Source organism: Bacillus sp. GC_Bacil_1 (assembly GCF_026540675.1).
GTDB classification, from domain to species: domain Bacteria; phylum Bacillota; class Bacilli; order Bacillales; family Bacillaceae_G; genus Bacillus_A; species Bacillus_A cereus.
This window is the reverse complement of record NZ_JALNUG010000028.1, coordinates 15,185-34,738: the sequence shown is the minus strand read 5'-3', so window position 1 is coordinate 34,738 and position 19,554 is coordinate 15,185. Positions and strand designations below refer to the sequence as shown.

The window sequence follows — 19,554 nt, the reverse complement described above, 5'->3', positions numbered from 1 at the left end:
CTCCTTCCTATTGTGAATTATTTGCTAACCTTCACAGCGCCTTGAACAACTACAAGAGATTTCTTAGCACCTGGAACGTTACCTTTTACTAGTAATAAGTTGCGCTCAGTGTCAACTTGAACGATTTCTAAGTTTTGGATAGTAACTTGGTCTCCACCCATACGTCCAGCAAGTTTTTTGCCTTTGAATACACGGTTCGGAGCAACTGGGCCCATTGAACCTGGACGACGGTGATAGCGAGAACCATGAGACATAGGTCCGCGAGATTGTCCGTGGCGTTTGATAACACCTTGGAAACCTTTACCTTTAGAAATTCCTGTTACGTCAACGATTTCACCTGCAGCGAAAACTTCAACTTTTACCTCTTGACCAACCTCTAATCCGTCCACGTCTGCATCGCGGATTTCGCGAATGAAGCGCTTAGGAGTTGTAGATGCTTTAGCAGTGTGGCCTTGTTCAGGTTTGTTAGTTAACTTTTCACGTTTATCTTCAAATCCTAACTGGATTGCATTGTAGCCATCAGTTTCAGTTGTTTTCTTTTGAAGAACAACGTTTGGATTAGCAGCGATAACTGTTACTGGGATTAACTCACCGTTCTCAGCAAATACTTGAGTCATACCGATCTTTCTTCCTAAGATTCCTTTGGTCATGAGTTACACCTCCTACATTTTTAAGTTATATAATTTATAGTTTGATTTCGATATCTACACCAGACGGTAAGTCTAAACGCATTAATGAATCTACTGTTTGTGGAGTAGGACTCACGATATCGATTAAACGTTTGTGTGTGCGCATTTCGAATTGCTCACGAGAATCTTTGTACTTATGAACAGCACGAAGAATTGTGTAAATAGTCTTCTCAGTTGGTAATGGGATCGGACCAGAAACTGTTGCCCCAGAACGCTTAGCTGTTTCTACAATTTTCTCAGCTGATTGATCAAGAATACGGTGATCATAAGCTTTTAAACGGATACGAATTTTTTCTTTTGCCATTATTTTCCCTCCTTCGTTCGCCTATTTCTAAAATAGACCTTCTCCATGGAAATTTCCCCACACCATGCCATGGCAAAGCGGCCGGGTGTGTCAGCAACCTTCCACTTCATCGCAGTCAAAGACCAACATTGTCTATTATACAATGTTATTCGTCTAGATGCAAGCATCTTTTTGTTTGCATCTGCTTTTCTCTACTTTTGCTATTATACATGGCACTTTAAAGAATTTCAAGTTTTCATCTAACAGAATTCGTTTTACAGTTTCTGGATTATCTTTTGTTGTTTTTATATTACTATAGAAGAAACTCGTCAAAACAAAAAAACACACTCTTCTTCTTTATATAAACGCAAACAAAAAACCTAAGGGAAAATCCCTTAGGTTTTTTTATATCAGCTAAGATTACTCAACGATAGTAGCAACTACACCGTAACCTACTGTACGTCCACCTTCACGAATAGAGAATTTAGTTCCCTCTTCGATAGCGATTGGAGCGATAAGTTCGATAGTCATTTCGATGTTGTCACCAGGCATTACCATTTCAGTACCTTCTGGTAATTGGATGATACCAGTTACGTCAGTTGTACGGAAGTAGAACTGAGGACGGTAGTTAGCGAAGAATGGAGTGTGACGTCCACCTTCTTCTTTAGATAATACGAAAACTTCAGCTTTGAATTTAGCGTGTGCTTTTACAGAGCCAGTTTTAGCAAGAACTTGTCCACGTTGGATGTCTTCACGAGCAACCCCACGAAGAAGAGCACCGATGTTGTCTCCAGCTTGAGCTTGGTCAAGAAGTTTACGGAACATTTCTACACCAGTTACAGTTGTAGAAGCATTCTCTTCAGCAAGACCGATGATTTCTACTACGTCACCAACTTTAACGATTCCGCGCTCTACACGACCAGTTGCAACTGTACCACGACCTGTGATAGAGAATACATCCTCGATAGGCATTAAGAATGGTTTGTCAGTTTCACGTTCTGGAGTTGGGATGTAAGCATCAACTTCAGTCATTAATTCAATGATTTTTGCTTCCCAATCAGCTTCTCCTTGAAGAGCTTTAAGAGCAGAACCTTTGATTACAGGAATGTCGTCGCCTGGGAATCCGTATTCAGATAATAGGTCACGAACTTCCATTTCTACTAATTCTAATAATTCTTCGTCGTCTACCATGTCGCATTTGTTTAAGAATACAACGATGTAAGGAACACCTACTTGACGAGAAAGAAGGATGTGCTCACGTGTTTGAGGCATTGGGCCATCAGCAGCAGATACTACTAAGATACCGCCGTCCATTTGAGCAGCACCAGTGATCATGTTTTTAACATAGTCAGCGTGACCTGGGCAGTCAACGTGTGCATAGTGACGAGTTTCAGTTTCGTACTCAACGTGTGCAGTTGAGATTGTGATTCCGCGCTCTCTTTCTTCTGGAGCAGCGTCGATTTGATCGTATCCGCGTGCTTCAGCACCACCAGCTTTTGCAAGAACTGTAGTGATCGCAGCAGTTAATGTAGTTTTACCATGGTCAACGTGGCCGATTGTACCGATGTTAACATGGGGTTTAGAACGTTCGAATTTAGCTTTAGCCATTCTAAATTCCTCCTTAGTTTATATAGGTTATTTTATATTTAGACTAGAAAGCGAAACTTACGTCCCACTTTCTAAGCTTACATAAGTAGTTATACTCGAACAATTGATAAAAATCAATTATTCGCCTTTATTTTTTTTAATAATTTCTTCTGAAACAGACTTCGGTACTTCTTCATAATGATCAAATGTCATTGAGAATGTTCCGCGTCCTTGAGTGTTAGAACGTAATGCTGTCGCATAACCGAACATTTCAGAAAGTGGAACCATAGCGCGAACAACTTGTGCGTTACCGCGAGCTTCCATACCTTCTACACGTCCACGACGAGATGTTACGTCACCCATGATGTCTCCCATGTACTCTTCAGGAATTACAACTTCAACTTTCATCATTGGCTCAAGAATTACTGGGTTACATTTAGAAACCGCAGCTTTAAGTGCCATAGATGCAGCGATTTTGAACGCCATCTCAGATGAATCGACATCATGGTAAGAACCGTCAACTAATGCTGCTTTAATGTCAACTAGTGGGTAACCAGCTAGTACACCATTTTTAAGTGAGTCTTCAAGACCCGCTCCAACAGCTGGGATGTATTCACGTGGAACTACACCGCCGACGATTTTGTTTTCGAATTCAAATCCTTTACCTTCTTCGTTAGGTGCAAACTCAATCCAAACGTGACCGAATTGTCCACGTCCACCAGATTGACGAGCAAACTTACCTTCAACTTTTGCAGCAGCGCGGAAAGTTTCACGGTATGCTACCTGAGGAGCACCAACGTTTGCTTCGACTTTGAATTCACGGCGCATACGGTCAACGATGATATCAAGGTGAAGTTCACCCATACCAGCGATGATAGTTTGGCCAGTTTCTTGGTCAGTGTGAGCACGGAATGTTGGATCTTCTTCAGAAAGCTTAGATAATGCTGTACCCATTTTATCTTGGTCAGCTTTAGATTTTGGTTCGATAGCTACAGAGATAACTGGCTCTGGGAATTCCATAGACTCAAGGATAACAAGGCTCTTCTCGTCACAAAGAGTATCACCAGTAGTAGTATCTTTTAAACCTACAGCAGCAGCGATATCACCAGCGTAAACTGTTGAAATCTCTTCACGGCTGTTAGCGTGCATTTGTAGGATACGTCCTACACGCTCACGCTTACCTTTAGTTGAGTTTTTCACGTATGATCCAGAGTTTAACACACCAGAGTACACACGGAAGAACGTTAACTTACCAACATAAGGGTCAGTCATGATTTTGAATGCTAAAGCTGCGAATGGTTCTTCATCGCTAGACTTACGTTCTACTTCTTCATCTGTATCCGGAAGAGTACCTTTAATAGCAGGTACATCTAATGGAGATGGTAGGTAGTCGATAACTGCGTCTAACAGAATTTGAACACCTTTGTTTTTGAATGCAGAACCACAGATTACTGGGAAGAATTCTACAGAAGTTGTAGCCTTACGGATACCAGCTTTAAGCTCTTCTACAGTGATTTCTTCACCTTCTAGGTACTTCATCATCATTTCTTCATCAAGCTCAGCTACCGCTTCAATAAGCTTTCCACGGTATTCTTCAGCTAGTTCTTTGTGCTCTTCAGGAATTTCGACACGCTCGATGTCTGTTCCTAAATCGTTACCGTACATGTAAGCACACTCTTCAACAAGGTCAATGATACCATTGAACTCATCTTCAGCACCGATTGGTAACTGAATTGGATGTGCGTTTGCTTGTAAACGATCGTGGATTGTTCCTACAGAGTATAAGAAATCTGCACCGATCTTATCCATTTTGTTAACGAATACGATACGAGGTACACCGTAAGTAGTAGCCTGACGCCAAACAGTTTCTGTTTGTGGTTCTACACCAGATTGTGCATCAAGTACTGCTACCGCACCATCAAGTACGCGTAAAGAACGTTCTACTTCTACTGTGAAGTCTACGTGTCCTGGAGTATCAATGATGTTTACACGGTGACCTTTCCATTGAGCTGTAGTTGCAGCAGAAGTAATTGTGATACCACGCTCTTGCTCTTGCTCCATCCAGTCCATCTGAGATGCACCTTCATGAGTTTCACCGATTTTATGAATACGTCCTGTGTAATACAGAATACGCTCAGTTGCTGTTGTTTTACCAGCATCGATGTGAGCCATGATACCAATATTACGAGTGTTTTCTAAAGAGAACTCTCTTGTCATTTGGTGTCTTGCTCCTTCCATATATGGATTGGATTTTTTATTTTAAGTAGCAAAAAAGCCACTTTATATTGTTACATATGCCAGTGTCCAGTACCCTCATTATGTAAAACGAGCGCCCAACGAAAGGGAGAGGCATTCTCCCTCTCCACACTTCCATAAGCGACAAATAAAGCGGTTTATGCATACATTTATTTTACGTTGAATCCTACCAACGGTAATGAGCAAATGCTTTGTTAGCTTCTGCCATTTTATGAGTGTCTTCACGTTTCTTAACAGATGCACCAGCGTTGTTAGCTGCATCTAAGATTTCGTAAGCTAGACGCTCTTCCATAGTTTTTTCACCACGAAGACGAGCATAGTTTACTAACCAGCGAAGACCTAAAGTTGTACGGCGTTCTGGACGAACCTCAACTGGAACTTGGTAGTTAGCACCACCAACACGACGAGCGCGTACTTCAAGAACAGGCATGATGTTCTTAAGAGCTTGCTCGAATACTTCCATTGGTTCTTTATCTGAACGTTCACGAACGATATCGAAAGCGTTATAAAGAATTGTTTGAGATTTACCTTTTTTACCGTCAACCATCATTTTGTTGATAAGGCGTGTTACTAGCTTAGAATTGTACATTGGATCTGGTAACACGTCACGTTTCGCAACAGGTCCTTTACGAGGCATATTGAGTTCCTCCTTTCATTATAAGTTTATTATTTTTTAGCAGGTTTTGGTCGCTTAGTACCATATTTAGAACGTCCTTGCATACGTTTGTCAACACCAGCTGTATCAAGCGCTCCACGAACGATGTGGTAACGTACCCCTGGTAAATCCTTTACTCGACCACCGCGAATTAATACTACGCTATGCTCTTGTAAGTTATGACCGATACCTGGGATGTAAGCTGTAACTTCAATACCGTTTGTTAAACGTACACGAGCGTATTTACGTAACGCTGAGTTAGGTTTCTTTGGAGTCATTGTACCAACACGAGTACATACACCACGTTTTTGAGGTGCAGAGATATCAGTTGATTTTTTCTTTAAAGAGTTAAATCCTTTGTTTAACGCAGGTGATTTAGATTTCCATACTTTATCAGTACGACCATTTCTCACTAATTGGTTAATAGTAGGCATTTGATTATCCTCCCTTCGCATGTTTGTATGACCACATATCCAGGTGGTTCATTATTAGTTGAAAACAAAGTTTTTGCAAGGAAGAGCAAATGCTCTCTCCTCACAAAAACAGTTTTAACTTATTATTCCTATTGCTGAAGCTCCCACTTGAATCCCCGAAACTTTTCCAAGCTTACGAACTGATTCAACCTTTGTTATGGGTATGTTATGTTGCAAAGCAGTGCGAATGATAACATGGGTTAACCGCACATCAGCATCTTCTGCAATAACAACTTCTTTAACTATACCATTTTTGATTGCTTCCAATGTGCGTTTATGACCAACGACTACATTTTCAGCATTTGACACTTTTTGATAAGACATATAAATATCCTCCAAAGCATCGTTCAGGAGCAACCTTGATTATAGTAACATTTTGACTCATACAATGTCAACTAGGATTAGATGTTTTTATACAAAATTTACGACGGAAAATTTTACTGTTCCACATAAATCTCATCGTTTTCTACATTCATGTTATCTTGTGTTGTTTTTACAAGATCCACTTTGCGATAACGATTCATACCTGTTCCAGCAGGAACAAGTTTACCGATAATAACGTTCTCTTTCAATCCTAGAAGCTCATCACGTTTACCTTTAATTGCTGCATCAGTTAAGACACGAGTTGTTTCTTGGAATGATGCTGCAGATAAGAATGAATCAGTTTCAAGTGAAGCTTTTGTAATACCAAGTAGAACAGGTCTAGCTGTCGCTGGTTGTTTACCTTTCAGTAACACCTTCGCATTCGCATCAGTAAACTGATGGATATCTAGTAATGTTCCTGGTAATACGTCTGTTTCACCTGCATCACTTACACGAACTTTACGTAGCATTTGACGTACCATTACCTCTACGTGTTTGTCACCAATTTCTACCCCTTGCATACGGTATACTTTTTGAACTTCACGTAATAAGTATTCTTGAACTGCTGTAATGTCCGTTACTTTTAGTAATTCTTTCGGATCAATAGAACCTTCTGTTAACTCTTTACCGTGGCTAATTGGCTGTCCTGGAGTTACTTTCAGACGAGCACCGTAAGGAATAGCATACGTACGAGCTTCAACTTCACCCTGTACAACTACTTCTTGGCGATCTTTAACATCGTTGATCGCTGCGATAACACCGTCGATTTCACTGATAACTGCCTGACCTTTCGGATTACGAGCTTCGAAGATCTCTTGGATACGAGGTAAACCTTGAGTGATATCATCTCCGGCAACCCCACCTGTATGGAATGTACGCATCGTTAACTGTGTACCTGGCTCACCGATAGATTGAGCTGCGATAATACCTACCGCTTCTCCTACTTCTACGTCTGTACCAGTTGCTAAGTTACGACCGTAACACTTCTTACATACACCATGGCGAGTGTTACACGTAAACGCTGAACGAATATTTACAGTTTCAACACCCGAATTTTCAACGATATGAGCGATATCTTCAGTAATTAATTGGTTTTCACTAACTAATACTTCACCTGTTTCAGGATGTTTTACAGTTTTTCTTGCAAAACGTCCAACAAGACGATCATATAATGACTCAATTACTTCATTACCCTCTTTAATCGCACCAATTAATAGACCACGATCTGTTCCACAATCATCTTCACGGACAATTACATCTTGTGCAACGTCTACAAGACGACGTGTTAAGTAACCAGAATCGGCAGTTTTAAGTGCTGTATCGGCAAGACCTTTACGCGCACCATGCGTAGAGATGAAGTACTCAAGTACTGTTAAACCTTCACGGAAACTCGATTTGATTGGAAGTTCGATGATACGACCAGATGGATTGGCCATCAGACCACGCATACCAGCAAGCTGAGTAAAGTTAGATGCGTTACCACGGGCACCTGAGTCACTCATCATGAAGATTGGATTGCGTTTATTCAAGGATTTCATCAGTTTTCCTTGGATAACATCTTTTGCATTACTCCAAATAGAGATAACGCGATCGTAACGTTCTTCTTCCGTGATTAAACCGCGACGGAATTGTTTAATTACATTATCTACTTTTGCTTGTGCTTCGTGGAGAATTTCATCTTTTTCGCCTAATACAAGAATGTCAGATACCCCAACTGTAATACCAGCTTTTGTAGAGTACTTGAACCCTAAGTTTTTCATACGGTCAAGCATGCGAGACGTTTCTGTAATTTGGAAACGTTTGAACACTTCCGCAATGATGTTACCAAGGATCTTCTTGCTAAATGGCGCCACTTCTTCGCGACTAGCAATAATTTCTTTAATGTTCGCACCTTTTTCAACGAAATATTCCGCTGGTGTTTCTTTTTCAAGGTTTGAGTTTGTCGGTTCATTAATATAAGGGAACGACTCTGGTAAGATTTCGTTAAATATTAATTTACCAACTGTTGTTAATAGAAGCTTACCTTTTTGCTCTTCAGTAAACGTTACGTTATTTACTGAACTTGCAGCAACTGCAACACGTGTGTGCAGATGTACATATCCATTTTGATATGCAAGTATTGCTTCGTTTGCATCTTTGAAGACCATACCTTCACCGATTGCGCCTTCACGCTCAAGTGTTAAGTAGTAGTTACCTAATACCATATCCTGAGATGGAGTAACAACTGGTTTTCCGTCTTTTGGATTCAAGATGTTTTGTGCCGCTAACATAAGAATACGAGCTTCTGCTTGTGCCTCTGATGATAACGGAACGTGAACCGCCATTTGGTCACCGTCAAAGTCCGCGTTGTATGCAGTACATACAAGTGGGTGAAGACGAATTGCGCGACCTTCTACTAATGTAGGTTCAAACGCCTGGATACCAAGACGGTGAAGTGTTGGTGCGCGGTTTAGAAGTACTGGATGTTCTTTAATCACAGATTCTAAAACGTCCCAAACTTCAGGGTGTACACGCTCAATTTTACGTTTCGCACTCTTAATGTTGTGTGCTAACCCTTTTCCAACTAATTCTTTCATAACAAAAGGTTTGAACAGTTCAAGCGCCATTTCTTTCGGTAATCCACATTGGTACATCTTTAAGTTCGGTCCTACAACGATTACAGAACGACCAGAGTAGTCAACACGTTTACCTAATAAGTTTTGACGGAAACGTCCTTGTTTACCTTTAAGCATGTGAGATAGTGATTTTAATGGACGGTTACCTGGTCCAGTTACTGGACGGCCACGACGACCATTATCAATTAATGCATCTACAGCTTCTTGTAACATACGTTTTTCGTTTTGAACGATGATGCTTGGAGCACCTAGGTCCAATAGACGTTTTAAACGGTTGTTACGGTTAATTACACGACGATATAAGTCGTTTAAGTCAGAAGTAGCAAAACGTCCACCATCTAACTGTACCATTGGGCGTAGTTCTGGTGGGATAACTGGTAGAACATCTAAGATCATCCAAGATGGTTCATTTCCAGAGTTACGGAATGCTTCTAATACTTCTAGACGTTTAATAGCACGAGTACGGCGTTGTCCTTGTGCTGTTTTTAATTCTTCTTTTAAGAAGTCTACTTCTTTATCTAAATCAATGTCTTGTAGTAGCTTTTTAATCGCTTCTGCACCCATAGCAGCTTGGAATGTGCTACCATATCGATCACGATATGCACGGTATTCTTTTTCAGAAAGTAATTGCTTCTTATCAAGTGGTGTATCTCCACTTTCTGTTACAACATAAGAAGCGAAATAAATTACTTCTTCAAGCGCGCGAGGGGACATGTCTAAGACAAGTCCCATGCGGCTCGGGATACCTTTGAAATACCAAATATGAGATACAGGAGCAGCTAATTCAATATGACCCATACGTTCACGACGTACTTTTGCACGCGTTACTTCAACGCCACATCGATCACAAACTACACCTTTATAACGTACACGTTTGTATTTTCCGCAATGACATTCCCAGTCCTTTTGTGGTCCGAAAATACGCTCACAGAACAAGCCATCTTTTTCAGGCTTTAACGTACGATAGTTAATAGTTTCTGGTTTCTTAACTTCACCGTATGACCAAGAACGAATCTTGTCAGGTGAAGCAAGTCCAATCTTCATATATTCAAAGTTATTTACATCTATCAAGGGGCCTACCTCCCTTTTAGTCTACAGGTTATCCCAATTATTCCTTAGTTGTCTCAACTTCGACATTCAATTTATCTGCTGATTGATGATCATCGTCATCTTCTGTATCACGCATTTCAATTTCTGTATCGTCGCTAGACATCATTTTAACGTCCATACCTAAACTTTGCAGCTCTTTAATCAATACTTTGAATGATTCAGGAACGCCTGGTTCTGGAACATTTTCGCCTTTAACAATTGCTTCATAAGTCTTAACACGTCCAACAACATCATCAGACTTCACTGTTAAGATTTCTTGAAGAGTATAAGCAGCACCGTAAGCTTCAAGTGCCCAAACCTCCATCTCACCGAAACGCTGTCCACCGAACTGAGCTTTACCTCCAAGAGGTTGCTGCGTTACAAGTGAGTATGGTCCAGTAGAACGAGCATGAAGTTTATCGTCAACCATGTGCGCAAGTTTGATCATATACATGACACCAACAGATACGCGGTTATCGAATGGTTCACCAGTACGTCCGTCATACAGGATTGTTTTCGCGTCATTTGCCATACCAGCTTCTTCAATTGTGCCCCAAACATCTTCCTCACGAGCACCATCGAATACTGGTGTTGCAATGTGAATGCCCAGGTATCTTGCTGCCATACCAAGATGAAGCTCTAATACCTGACCGATATTCATACGAGATGGTACCCCTAATGGGTTTAACATGATATCGATTGGCGTACCGTCTGGTAAGTAAGGCATATCTTCTTCTGGTAAAATACGAGAAATAACACCTTTGTTACCGTGACGTCCGGCCATCTTGTCACCTTCAGAAATTTTACGTTTTTGAACGATATATGCACGTACAAGTTGATTCACGCCTGGTGGCAATTCATCGCCATCTTCACGGTTGAATACTTTTACGTCTAAGATAATACCGCCACCACCGTGTGGTACACGTAGTGATGTATCACGTACTTCACGCGCTTTTTCTCCAAAGATAGCATGTAATAGACGTTCTTCAGCTGTTAATTCTGTTACACCTTTAGGTGTTACTTTACCAACAAGTAAATCTCCATCTTTTACTTCAGCACCAACGCGAATGATACCGCGCTCGTCAAGGTTACGTAATGCGTCTTCCCCAACATTTGGAATGTCACGTGTAATTTCTTCTGGTCCAAGCTTCGTATCACGAGCTTCTGATTCATATTCTTCAATATGAATAGAAGTGTACACATCATCTTTTACAAGGCGCTCACTCATGATGATCGCATCCTCGTAGTTATAACCGTCCCAAGTCATGAAGCCAACAAGCACGTTACGTCCAAGTGCTAGTTCACCTAATTCCATAGAAGGACCATCCGCAAGGATTTCACCTTTTACAACTTCATTTCCAACACTTACGATTGGACGTTGGTTGTAACAAGTTCCTTGGTTAGAACGAATGAATTTTTGCATTTTGTAGCGATCTAAGTCGCCTTTTACTGTTTGACCGTCAACTTCTACATAGCGACGTACCCAAACTTCACGTGCTTCTACGCGCTCAACAACACCAGGATGTTTACAGATTACTGCAGCACCTGAGTCTTTTGCTGATACGTACTCCATACCTGTACCTACAATCGGAGATTCCGGATTCATTAACGGAACTGCCTGACGTTGCATGTTCGCTCCCATAAGTGCGCGGTTAGAGTCATCGTTTTCTAAGAACGGAATACAAGCTGTCGCTGCCGACACTACTTGTTTTGGAGATACATCCATGTAGTCGATGCGTTCTCTATTTGTGACAATGTTTTCACCACGGAAACGAGCTACGATATCTTCACTTAGGAATTCACCTTCATCAGATAATTTCATATTCGCTTGGGCTACAACATAGTTATCTTCTTCATCTGCTGTTAAATAATCAACATGCCCTGTTACAAGACCAGTTTCTGGGTCAACACGACGATATGGTGTTTCAATGAAACCAAACTCATTTACTTTCGCGAACGAAGATAATGAGTTAATCAAACCGATGTTTGGTCCCTCTGGTGTTTCAATCGGACACATACGACCGTAGTGGGAGTAATGAACGTCACGTACTTCAAAGCCTGCGCGCTCACGCGTTAAACCACCAGGTCCTAATGCAGATAGTCTTCGTTTGTGAGTTAACTCTGCTAATGGATTTGTTTGGTCCATGAACTGAGATAACTGAGAACTTCCGAAGAACTCTTTAATAGATGCAATAACAGGACGAATATTAATTAGCGCCTGTGGTGTAATTGCATTTGTATCTTGGATCGACATTCTCTCACGAACAACACGTTCCATACGAGAAAGACCGATACGGAATTGATTTTGTAATAGTTCTCCAACAGAACGCAGACGACGGTTTCCTAAATGGTCAATATCATCTGTATCCCCTACTTTGTATAGTAGGTTGAAGAAGTAACTGATAGAAGCAAGGATATCACCTGGTGTGATGTGTTTCACATCACGAGTAATATTTGCATTACCAATTACATTAATTACACGTTCGCCTTCCGACTCAGGAGCATAAATCTTAATAGATTGCAGCTCAACATCGCCTTCTACCACTCCACCCATTGGTTTCGCTGTTTTGAATCCAATGTTTTTCTCTAAGTAAGGTAAAATGCGATCAAGTGTACGACGATCTAAGATTGTTCCTTCTGCCGCTAAAATTTCACCAGTTTCTGGATCCACTAATGTTTCAGCTAAACGTTGATTAAACAATCTGTTTTTAATGTGTAACTTCTTGTTGATCTTATAGCGACCTACATTTGCTAAATCGTAGCGCTTTGGATCGAAGAAACGAGACACAAGTAAGCTCTTAGCATTTTCTACTGTTGGTGGTTCACCAGGACGTAGACGCTCATAAATTTCAAGCAATGCTTTTTCTGTACTATCTGTGTTGTCTTTTTCTAATGTGTTGCTTAAGTATTCGTTATCACCTAAAAGCTCGGTGATTTCTTGATCAGAGCCAAACCCTAATGCGCGTAACAAAACAGTTACAGGAAGTTTACGCGTACGGTCAATACGCACATATACAACATCCTTAGCATCTGTCTCATACTCTAACCAAGCTCCGCGGTTTGGAATTACAGTAGCAGTAAAACCACGTTTTCCGTTTTTATCCACTTTGCCACTATAGTATACGCTTGGAGAGCGAACTAACTGGGAAACGATAACACGTTCTGCACCGTTAATTACGAATGTTCCAGTCTCTGTCATGAGTGGGAAATCTCCCATGAACACATCTTGTTCTTTTACTTCACCAGTTTCCTTGTTGATTAGACGCACTTTTACACGAAGTGGTGCTGCATACGTCACATCACGCTCTTTGCATTCGTCTACAGAGTATTTAGGTTCACCTAAGCTGTAGTCGATAAATTCAAGCGATAGATTTCCCGTAAAGTCTTCAATCGGAGAAATGTCTTGGAACATTTCTCGCAAACCCTCATCAAGAAACCACTGATAAGAAGAGGTTTGAATTTCGATAAGATTTGGTAACTCTAATACTTCACTAATACGGGCATAACTTCTTCGTTGGCGGTGGCGTCCGTATTGAACTAGTTGACCTGTCAACTGCTTCACCCCTCAAATCATGAGTATTATAAATGCACAAAAAAATTTGTGCAAAATCACAAATAAATACAACTACTGCTATTAGCGTAGTCTTTTTCTCTTAAAGATAAATACGTTGAGTCTTTCTACCTGCTCAAAAAAGAAAAATGGCTTCTATAAGAAAACCATCATTCTGTTTCATAATCTGCTGATTTTACTATCTTTTCCAAGAGAAACAAAAATATACATCTTTCTCAACGCAGAAAATCATATATTGGCATTGTATAATGTTAACATAGCCAAAAATAACCGTCAACGTTTTTTTGATTTTATGATATAATATCCTTTTTTCTTTTCTACAATCTCAACTTCAGAAAATACTTCTTCTAGTTTTTTCAGCGCAGATGGTGCACCTTGCTTCTTTTGAATAACAATCCAAAGTTCTCCACCTGGAACTAAATACTCCACAGCTTTTTCTAAAATCTCATGTACGATATCCTTACCCGCACGAATTGGAGGGTTAGATAGAATAGCAGCATACTCGCCATCTACATTTTCATAGACGCTACTTTGAAAAATACGTATATTCTCGATTCTGTTATTAGCGGCATTTTCTTTCGCAAGCCCAAGCGCCCTTTCATTCACATCCACCATGTGAACTTCACAACCTTGAAACTCTTTCGCTAACGACAAACCAATAGGACCGTATCCACAACCTACGTCTAATATATCACCTTTAATATCCGGCATTTGAAACGCTTCAATTAAAAGACGAGAACCAAAGTCCACCTCGTTTTTCGAAAACACCCCATGGTCAGATAAAAAAGTAAATTGAGATCCACGAAGTGGAAATTCCCATCGTTTACGATCACTTTTACTAGAAGGGTCGTTAGAAAAATAATGGTCTGCCATATGGCCACCTCTTTTCTTTACAGTTAAAAAAAAAGCTCGCATGAGAGCGAGCTTTTTTTAAAGCATCAAAAGTTAATTACTTAACTTCTACAGCAGCGCCAACTTCTTCAAGTTTAGCTTTCATTTCTTCAGCTTCCTCTTTAGAAACGCCTTCTTTGATTGCTTTTGGAGTGTTGTCAACTAATTCTTTAGCTTCTTTTAAGCCAAGACCAGTGATTTCACGTACAGCTTTGATAACTTTGATTTTTTGAGCGCCAGCACTTGCAAGTACTACGTCAAACTCAGTTTTTTCAGCAGCAGCTTCACCAGCGCCACCAGCTACAGCTACAGGAGCAGCAGCAGTTACGCCGAATTCTTCCTCGATAGCTTTTACTAAGTCGTTAAGTTCTAATACAGTCATAGATTTAACTGCTTCAATGATTTGTTCTTTAGTCATTGTAAATATCCTCCCTTAAATAGGTTTGTATTGTTTTATAGATAACAAGTAATTATCTTTTAAAAAATTAAGCGCCTTGCTCTTCCTTTTGTTCTGCAACTGCTTTAGTAGCAAGTGCAAGGTTACGGATTGGAGCTTGAAGAACGCTAAGAAGCATAGAAAGTAAGCCTTCACGTGATGGAAGAGTAGCGATTGCTTTAACCTCATCAAGTGTTACAAGTTTACCTTCGATTACGCCCGCTTTAATTTCTAAAGCTTCATGTTTTGTAGCGAAGTCGTTTAATACTTTCGCAGGAGCAACTACATCCTCGTTACTGAACGCGATTGCGTTTGGTCCTGTTAAGAATTCGTTTAACTCAGCCATTTCAGCAGATTCTGCAGCACGACGAGTTAGAGAGTTTTTGTAAACTTTGAACTCAACGCCAGCTTCACGTAATTGCTTACGTAATTCTGTTGCTTCAGAAACTGTTAAACCACGGTAGTCAACAACAATTGTAGATTTACTAGCACGAAGTTTGTCCGCGATTTCAGTTACAACTTGTTGTTTAGTTTCGATTACTTTGCTCATGTTATTACACCTCCTGTAGATTATATAGAAGATGTACCGAAAGTGCACTAAAAACCTCCATGCCCAACTTGTAGACATGGAGGCATATAGTCACAGAAAAAAAATTCCGTTTCGTATATTAACACCTAGGTAGGAAATTAAGTCTATTGACACCTACTGTCTACGGTACACTATTTAAATTCACAACATAAATGATTATATTAAATCTTCTTTATGAAGTCAACTTCCAATTTTTACGCTAATGTAGAAACGTCTACGCGTACGCCAGGTCCCATTGTAGAAGCAACTGTTACGTTCTTCATGTAAGTACCTTTTGCAGCAGATGGCTTAACTTTTAATAAAGTGTCAGCGATTGTTTTGAAGTTTTCTACTAATTTAGCATCTTCGAAAGATACTTTACCGATTGGAACATGGATGTTACCAGCTTTATCAACGCGGTATTCAACTTTACCAGCTTTGATTTCGTTAACAGCTTTAGTTACATCGAAAGTAACTGTTCCAGTTTTAGGGTTTGGCATTAAACCTTTAGGTCCTAATACGCGACCAAGTTTACCAACTTCACCCATCATGTCAGGAGTTGCTACTACTACATCGAAATCGAACCAACCTTGTTGGATTTTACCGATGTAATCAGTATCGCCTACGAAGTCAGCGCCAGCAGCTTCAGCTTCTTTAGCTTTTTCACCTTTAGCGAACACTAATACACGTTGTACTTTACCAGTACCGTGTGGAAGAACAACTGCACCACGGATTTGTTGGTCAGCTTTCTTAGGGTCAACACCTAAACGGAATGCAGCTTCTACAGTTGCATCAAATTTAGCTGTGTTTGTTTTCTTTACTAATTCTACTGCTTCTGTTGCAGAGTAAGCAGATGCACGATCAACAAGCTTTGCAGCTTCTACGTACTTTTTACCTCTTTTAGCCATTTTTATTTCCTCCTCGAATGTGGTTTTAGCGGAATAACCTCCCACGTTTACGCCTGTTTTCAGGTATAACCTGAGGATGAGCGCCATCCATTTATTTAAAAACAATAATCATTTACGATAATAAAGGTTGCGAATTGGAATTCCAGACCCGCAACCTTTTTTAAAAACAAATCGAATTAGTCTTCGATAACGATGCCCATACTGCGTGCAGTACCTTCAACCATACGCATTGCAGCTTCTACGCTAGCAGCGTTTAGGTCAGGCATTTTAGTTTCAGCGATTTCGCGTACTTTATCACGCTTAACAGTTGCCACTTTATTACGGTTTGGTTCACCAGAACCAGACTCAATACCAGCTACTTTCTTAAGAAGAACAGCAGCAGGAGGAGTTTTAGTAATGAAAGTGAATGAACGGTCCTCAAATACCGTAATTTCAACAGGGATGATAAGACCAGCTTGATCTGCTGTACGAGCGTTAAACTCTTTACAGAAGCCCATGATGTTAACACCTGCTTGTCCTAATGCTGGACCAACTGGTGGAGCTGGGTTAGCTTTACCTGCAGGAATTTGAAGCTTTACCATTTTAATTACCTTTTTAGCCACGAGACACACCTCCTTAAGTCCGTGATGTGGTCAATTGGACAGTGATTTGCCCTCCCACGTCATATTTTATCTGTAAGGATAAAATCTTTCAAAAAACGTCTCCGATAACGAAGACGTACTGACTTAAAAGATATTATCACTTTTTACAATTCATTTCAAGTTTCATTTTATAATTTTTCAATTTGATGGAAGTCAAGTTCAACTGGAGTCTCGCGACCAAACATGTCCACAAGTACGCTAACCTTTTTCTTCTCCACATCAATTTCTTCAATAGCACCTGTATAATCTGCGAATGGCCCCTCATTTACACGTACTGTCTCATGAAGTTCAAAGTCGAAATCAACCACTTCGTTGTCCATTCCCATATGTTTCATAATGGTAACAACTTCCTCTTCTAATAGAGGTGATGGTTTAGATCCAGAACCAGAAGAACCAACGAACCCAGTTACACCCGGCGTGTTACGTACAACATACCAAGAATCATCAGTCATGATTAATTCTACTAATACATAACCTGGGAACACTTTTCTTTTCATTAATTTTTCTTTTCCGTTTTTCATTTCTACTTCTACTTCTTCCGGGACAACAACACGGAAAATTTTATCTTGCATACCCATTGATTCTACACGCTTCTCTAGGTTTGCTTTTACTTTATTTTCATATCCAGAATAAGTATGGACAACATACCAACTTTTTTCCATTCATTTAGGACGAGCGTCCTTCCCTCCCTGACGTACATTTTTTTGCGCAAATGAAAAAACCCGTTCACCGGGCTTTTACACAGTTCTTATAAATAACATTATATCATGGATAAGTGCTTCTTATTCAAGAATTAACCAAGAATTAACCGAATTAAAGAAGAAATGCCCATATCAACTACTGCGAAGAAAATCGCAAAGAACACAACTGTAGCAACAACAGTCGCTGTTGAGCGGAGTAATTCATCTTTTTTAGGCCAACTTACTTTTTTCATTTCGCGACCTACATCGCCGAAAAAGTTCGTTAAACGCATCTGCGGGACCTCCAGTGTATTATTTCAATTATTTATTTTGTTTCCTTGTGAACTGTATGCTGATTGCATGTTTTACAAAACTTTTTTATTTCAAGTCGCTCTATTGAGCTCGTATCTTTCATAGTAGAGTAGTTTCGATTTTTACACTCTTCACATGAGAGTACAACTTTTTTCCTCATTAGTTACACCAACCTTGTAACATTATGTCCCTAAAAATGTATCATACAATAAAAGACAATGTCAATGACATGCATTTTGTACTGTCTACAAAAGAAAACAGGTGATTTATTTTACACCTGTTGCACTTGTTATTTGTTATGAATTTAAAGTTGTACTTTCTCGCATTTCCATATATCGTTCCAATTTCCTCTTCACCCGCTGTAAAGCGTTATCAATAGATTTCACATGTCTGTTTAACTGTTCTGAAATCTCTTGATAAGAACGCCCATCTAGATATAAAGAAAGTACTTTTCTTTCTAAATCGCTTAATAATTCTGATATTTTTGATTCTATGTCTGTATATTCTTCTTGGCTAATAATCATCTCTTCAGGATCAGTTACCTTCGCTTCAGAAATAACATCCAATAATGTTCGATCAGATTCCTCATCGTAAATCGGCTTATCTAAAGACACATACGAATTTAAGGGAATATGTTTTTGCCTTGTTGCCGTTTTAATAGCGGTAATAATTTGTCGAGTGATACACAGTTCAGCAAATGCTTTGAATGAAGACAGCTTGTCCTCTTTATAATCACGAATTGCTTTAAACAATCCTATCATACCTTCTTGAACAATATCTTCTCGATCGGCACCCACTAAAAAGTAAGATCTTGATTTCGCGCGAACAAAGTTCTTATATTTGTGAATTAAATATTCTAGAGCGTCAGTATTACCTTTTCGAACTAACTCAACGATTGCCTCATCCTCTAAATCACGAAATGTAACGTCGCCTACACTTACGAAGCCTGCTTCCACCTTGATCCCTCCGACCGCTATTTATTTAGCAATATTATACAGTAAAAAGACAAAGAGCGTCAATGCTTCAACGCTCTCCTCTTCTTAATTTTTCTAATTTTTCTGTAATATCTTTACTAAATATCTTTCGCATGGCGGGTTGCTGTTCTTTCGTGTCTTTTGTACGCCTTCTTACTTGTTGCTCCATTGCCTGTACTTCCAACTCTAATTCACGCGCAGATTTCCGAAGGGCACCTTGCGCAAATATAACCCATTGTTCCGTGTAATCAGAAGTCGCAACATATATTCGTGTATTTATATTTCTAAGCTCTATCGCAAGCTGCTCTATCTTTTCGTCTGCAGTTTGATTCTTTCGTGTGAATATTACTTCCACACGAGATTGTTTCATCTTTTTTTCAATACCATGTACTGTATAGGCATCAAAGACTATCATCACTTTTGTACCTGTATAACCTTGATAATCCGCCATCTTATCAATAAGTGCATCTCTTGATGATTGTAAATCTACATCCCGCAGTTTCTTCAAATCTCCCCAAGCTCCGATAATGTTGTAACCGTCAACGATTAAAATATCGTTCATC

The 19,554-nt window shown here is 39.9% G+C and carries 19 protein-coding genes and 1 other annotated feature; all 19 genes read right to left on the bottom strand.

The features are described 5' to 3' along the window. Positions 1–17: 17 nt before the first annotated feature. On the bottom strand, positions 18–650 hold the full coding sequence (gene rplC, locus OXT04_RS27610; protein WP_000160209.1) for a 50S ribosomal protein L3: 633 nt from the start codon (positions 648–650) through the stop codon (positions 18–20). 34 nt (positions 651–684) lie between these two features. Beyond that, on the bottom strand, positions 685–993 hold the full coding sequence (gene rpsJ, locus OXT04_RS27605; protein WP_001040595.1) for a 30S ribosomal protein S10: 309 nt from the start codon (positions 991–993) through the stop codon (positions 685–687). Between the two features lie 399 nt (positions 994–1,392). After that, positions 1,393–2,580 (bottom strand): elongation factor Tu, encoded by a 1,188-nt coding sequence (tuf, locus tag OXT04_RS27600; RefSeq protein ID WP_001029617.1) that lies wholly within the window; start codon positions 2,578–2,580, stop codon positions 1,393–1,395. 117 nt (positions 2,581–2,697) lie between these two features. Continuing rightward, positions 2,698–4,776: an elongation factor G gene (gene fusA, locus OXT04_RS27595; protein ID WP_000196384.1), complete on the bottom strand. Its 2,079-nt coding sequence runs from the start codon at positions 4,774–4,776 to the stop codon at positions 2,698–2,700. Between the two features lie 205 nt (positions 4,777–4,981). Then, positions 4,982–5,452, bottom strand: coding sequence for a 30S ribosomal protein S7 (gene rpsG, locus OXT04_RS27590; RefSeq protein ID WP_001137492.1), 471 nt, complete (start codon positions 5,450–5,452; stop codon positions 4,982–4,984). 29 nt (positions 5,453–5,481) lie between these two features. After that, entirely contained in the window at positions 5,482–5,904 is a 423-nt protein-coding gene (gene rpsL, locus OXT04_RS27585; protein ID WP_001142341.1) for a 30S ribosomal protein S12, read from the bottom strand. A gap of 114 nt (positions 5,905–6,018) precedes the next feature. Then, entirely contained in the window at positions 6,019–6,267 is a 249-nt protein-coding gene (locus OXT04_RS27580) for a 50S ribosomal protein L7ae-like protein (RefSeq protein ID WP_000121833.1), read from the bottom strand. Positions 6,268–6,380: 113 nt separating this feature from the next. Next, positions 6,381–9,992 carry a DNA-directed RNA polymerase subunit beta' gene (gene rpoC, locus OXT04_RS27575; RefSeq protein WP_000567943.1) on the bottom strand — a complete coding sequence of 1,204 codons (3,612 nt, stop codon included), beginning with the start codon at positions 9,990–9,992 and terminating at the stop codon, positions 6,381–6,383. A 37-nt stretch (positions 9,993–10,029) separates the two neighbouring features. Next, entirely contained in the window at positions 10,030–13,563 is a 3,534-nt protein-coding gene (gene rpoB / locus OXT04_RS27570) for a DNA-directed RNA polymerase subunit beta (protein WP_000147553.1), read from the bottom strand. 291 nt (positions 13,564–13,854) lie between these two features. After that, complete coding sequence (locus OXT04_RS27565) at positions 13,855–14,454, bottom strand: class I SAM-dependent methyltransferase (protein WP_000763269.1); 600 nt, start codon at positions 14,452–14,454, stop codon at positions 13,855–13,857. Between the two features lie 76 nt (positions 14,455–14,530). Then, positions 14,531–14,890: a 50S ribosomal protein L7/L12 gene (gene rplL / locus OXT04_RS27560; protein ID WP_000159737.1), complete on the bottom strand. Its 360-nt coding sequence runs from the start codon at positions 14,888–14,890 to the stop codon at positions 14,531–14,533. Between the two features lie 67 nt (positions 14,891–14,957). Further along, a complete protein-coding gene (gene rplJ / locus OXT04_RS27555) occupies positions 14,958–15,458 on the bottom strand; it encodes a 50S ribosomal protein L10 (RefSeq protein ID WP_000048718.1) in 501 nt (166 codons plus the stop codon). 39 nt (positions 15,459–15,497) lie between these two features. Next, positions 15,498–15,642, bottom strand: a sequence feature (ribosomal protein L10 leader region). A gap of 49 nt (positions 15,643–15,691) precedes the next feature. Continuing rightward, a complete protein-coding gene (rplA, locus tag OXT04_RS27550; RefSeq protein ID WP_002094239.1) occupies positions 15,692–16,384 on the bottom strand; it encodes a 50S ribosomal protein L1 in 693 nt (230 codons plus the stop codon). A 176-nt stretch (positions 16,385–16,560) separates the two neighbouring features. Next, complete coding sequence (gene rplK / locus OXT04_RS27545) at positions 16,561–16,986, bottom strand: 50S ribosomal protein L11 (RefSeq protein WP_001085872.1); 426 nt, start codon at positions 16,984–16,986, stop codon at positions 16,561–16,563. A gap of 167 nt (positions 16,987–17,153) precedes the next feature. Beyond that, positions 17,154–17,687, bottom strand: a complete 534-nt coding sequence (gene nusG / locus OXT04_RS27540; protein ID WP_000415794.1) for a transcription termination/antitermination protein NusG — start codon at positions 17,685–17,687, stop codon at positions 17,154–17,156. A 131-nt stretch (positions 17,688–17,818) separates the two neighbouring features. Beyond that, a complete protein-coding gene (gene secE, locus OXT04_RS27535; protein ID WP_001241323.1) occupies positions 17,819–17,998 on the bottom strand; it encodes a preprotein translocase subunit SecE in 180 nt (59 codons plus the stop codon). Positions 17,999–18,030: 32 nt separating this feature from the next. Next, complete coding sequence (rpmG, locus tag OXT04_RS27530) at positions 18,031–18,177, bottom strand: 50S ribosomal protein L33 (protein WP_014481927.1); 147 nt, start codon at positions 18,175–18,177, stop codon at positions 18,031–18,033. Between the two features lie 136 nt (positions 18,178–18,313). Further along, positions 18,314–18,973, bottom strand: coding sequence for an RNA polymerase factor sigma-70 (locus OXT04_RS27525; RefSeq protein WP_000387198.1), 660 nt, complete (start codon positions 18,971–18,973; stop codon positions 18,314–18,316). Between the two features lie 67 nt (positions 18,974–19,040). Next, complete coding sequence (locus tag OXT04_RS27520) at positions 19,041–19,553, bottom strand: NYN domain-containing protein (protein WP_000997887.1); 513 nt, start codon at positions 19,551–19,553, stop codon at positions 19,041–19,043. Position 19,554: the final 1 nt, after the last annotated feature.

Bases quoted from the DNA above. Each gene is read 5' to 3' on its own strand.
- rplC (WP_000160209.1), bottom strand. From the start codon at position 650: ATGACCAAAGGAATCTTAGGAAGAAAGATCGGTATGACTCAAGTATTT.
- rpsJ (WP_001040595.1), bottom strand. From the start codon at position 993: ATGGCAAAAGAAAAAATTCGTATCCGTTTAAAAGCTTATGATCACCGT.
- tuf (WP_001029617.1), bottom strand. From the start codon at position 2,580: ATGGCTAAAGCTAAATTCGAACGTTCTAAACCCCATGTTAACATCGGT.
- fusA (WP_000196384.1), bottom strand. From the start codon at position 4,776: ATGACAAGAGAGTTCTCTTTAGAAAACACTCGTAATATTGGTATCATG.
- rpsG (WP_001137492.1), bottom strand. From the start codon at position 5,452: ATGCCTCGTAAAGGACCTGTTGCGAAACGTGACGTGTTACCAGATCCA.
- rpsL (WP_001142341.1), bottom strand. From the start codon at position 5,904: ATGCCTACTATTAACCAATTAGTGAGAAATGGTCGTACTGATAAAGTA.
- OXT04_RS27580 (WP_000121833.1), bottom strand. From the start codon at position 6,267: ATGTCTTATCAAAAAGTGTCAAATGCTGAAAATGTAGTCGTTGGTCAT.
- OXT04_RS27565 (WP_000763269.1), bottom strand. From the start codon at position 14,454: ATGGCAGACCATTATTTTTCTAACGACCCTTCTAGTAAAAGTGATCGT.
- rplL (WP_000159737.1), bottom strand. From the start codon at position 14,890: ATGACTAAAGAACAAATCATTGAAGCAGTTAAATCTATGACTGTATTA.
- rplJ (WP_000048718.1), bottom strand. From the start codon at position 15,458: ATGAGCAAAGTAATCGAAACTAAACAACAAGTTGTAACTGAAATCGCG.
- rplA (WP_002094239.1), bottom strand. From the start codon at position 16,384: ATGGCTAAAAGAGGTAAAAAGTACGTAGAAGCTGCAAAGCTTGTTGAT.
- nusG (WP_000415794.1), bottom strand. From the start codon at position 17,687: ATGGAAAAAAGTTGGTATGTTGTCCATACTTATTCTGGATATGAAAAT.
- secE (WP_001241323.1), bottom strand. From the start codon at position 17,998: ATGCGTTTAACGAACTTTTTCGGCGATGTAGGTCGCGAAATGAAAAAA.
- rpmG (WP_014481927.1), bottom strand. From the start codon at position 18,177: ATGAGGAAAAAAGTTGTACTCTCATGTGAAGAGTGTAAAAATCGAAAC.
- OXT04_RS27520 (WP_000997887.1), bottom strand. From the start codon at position 19,553: ATGAACGATATTTTAATCGTTGACGGTTACAACATTATCGGAGCTTGG.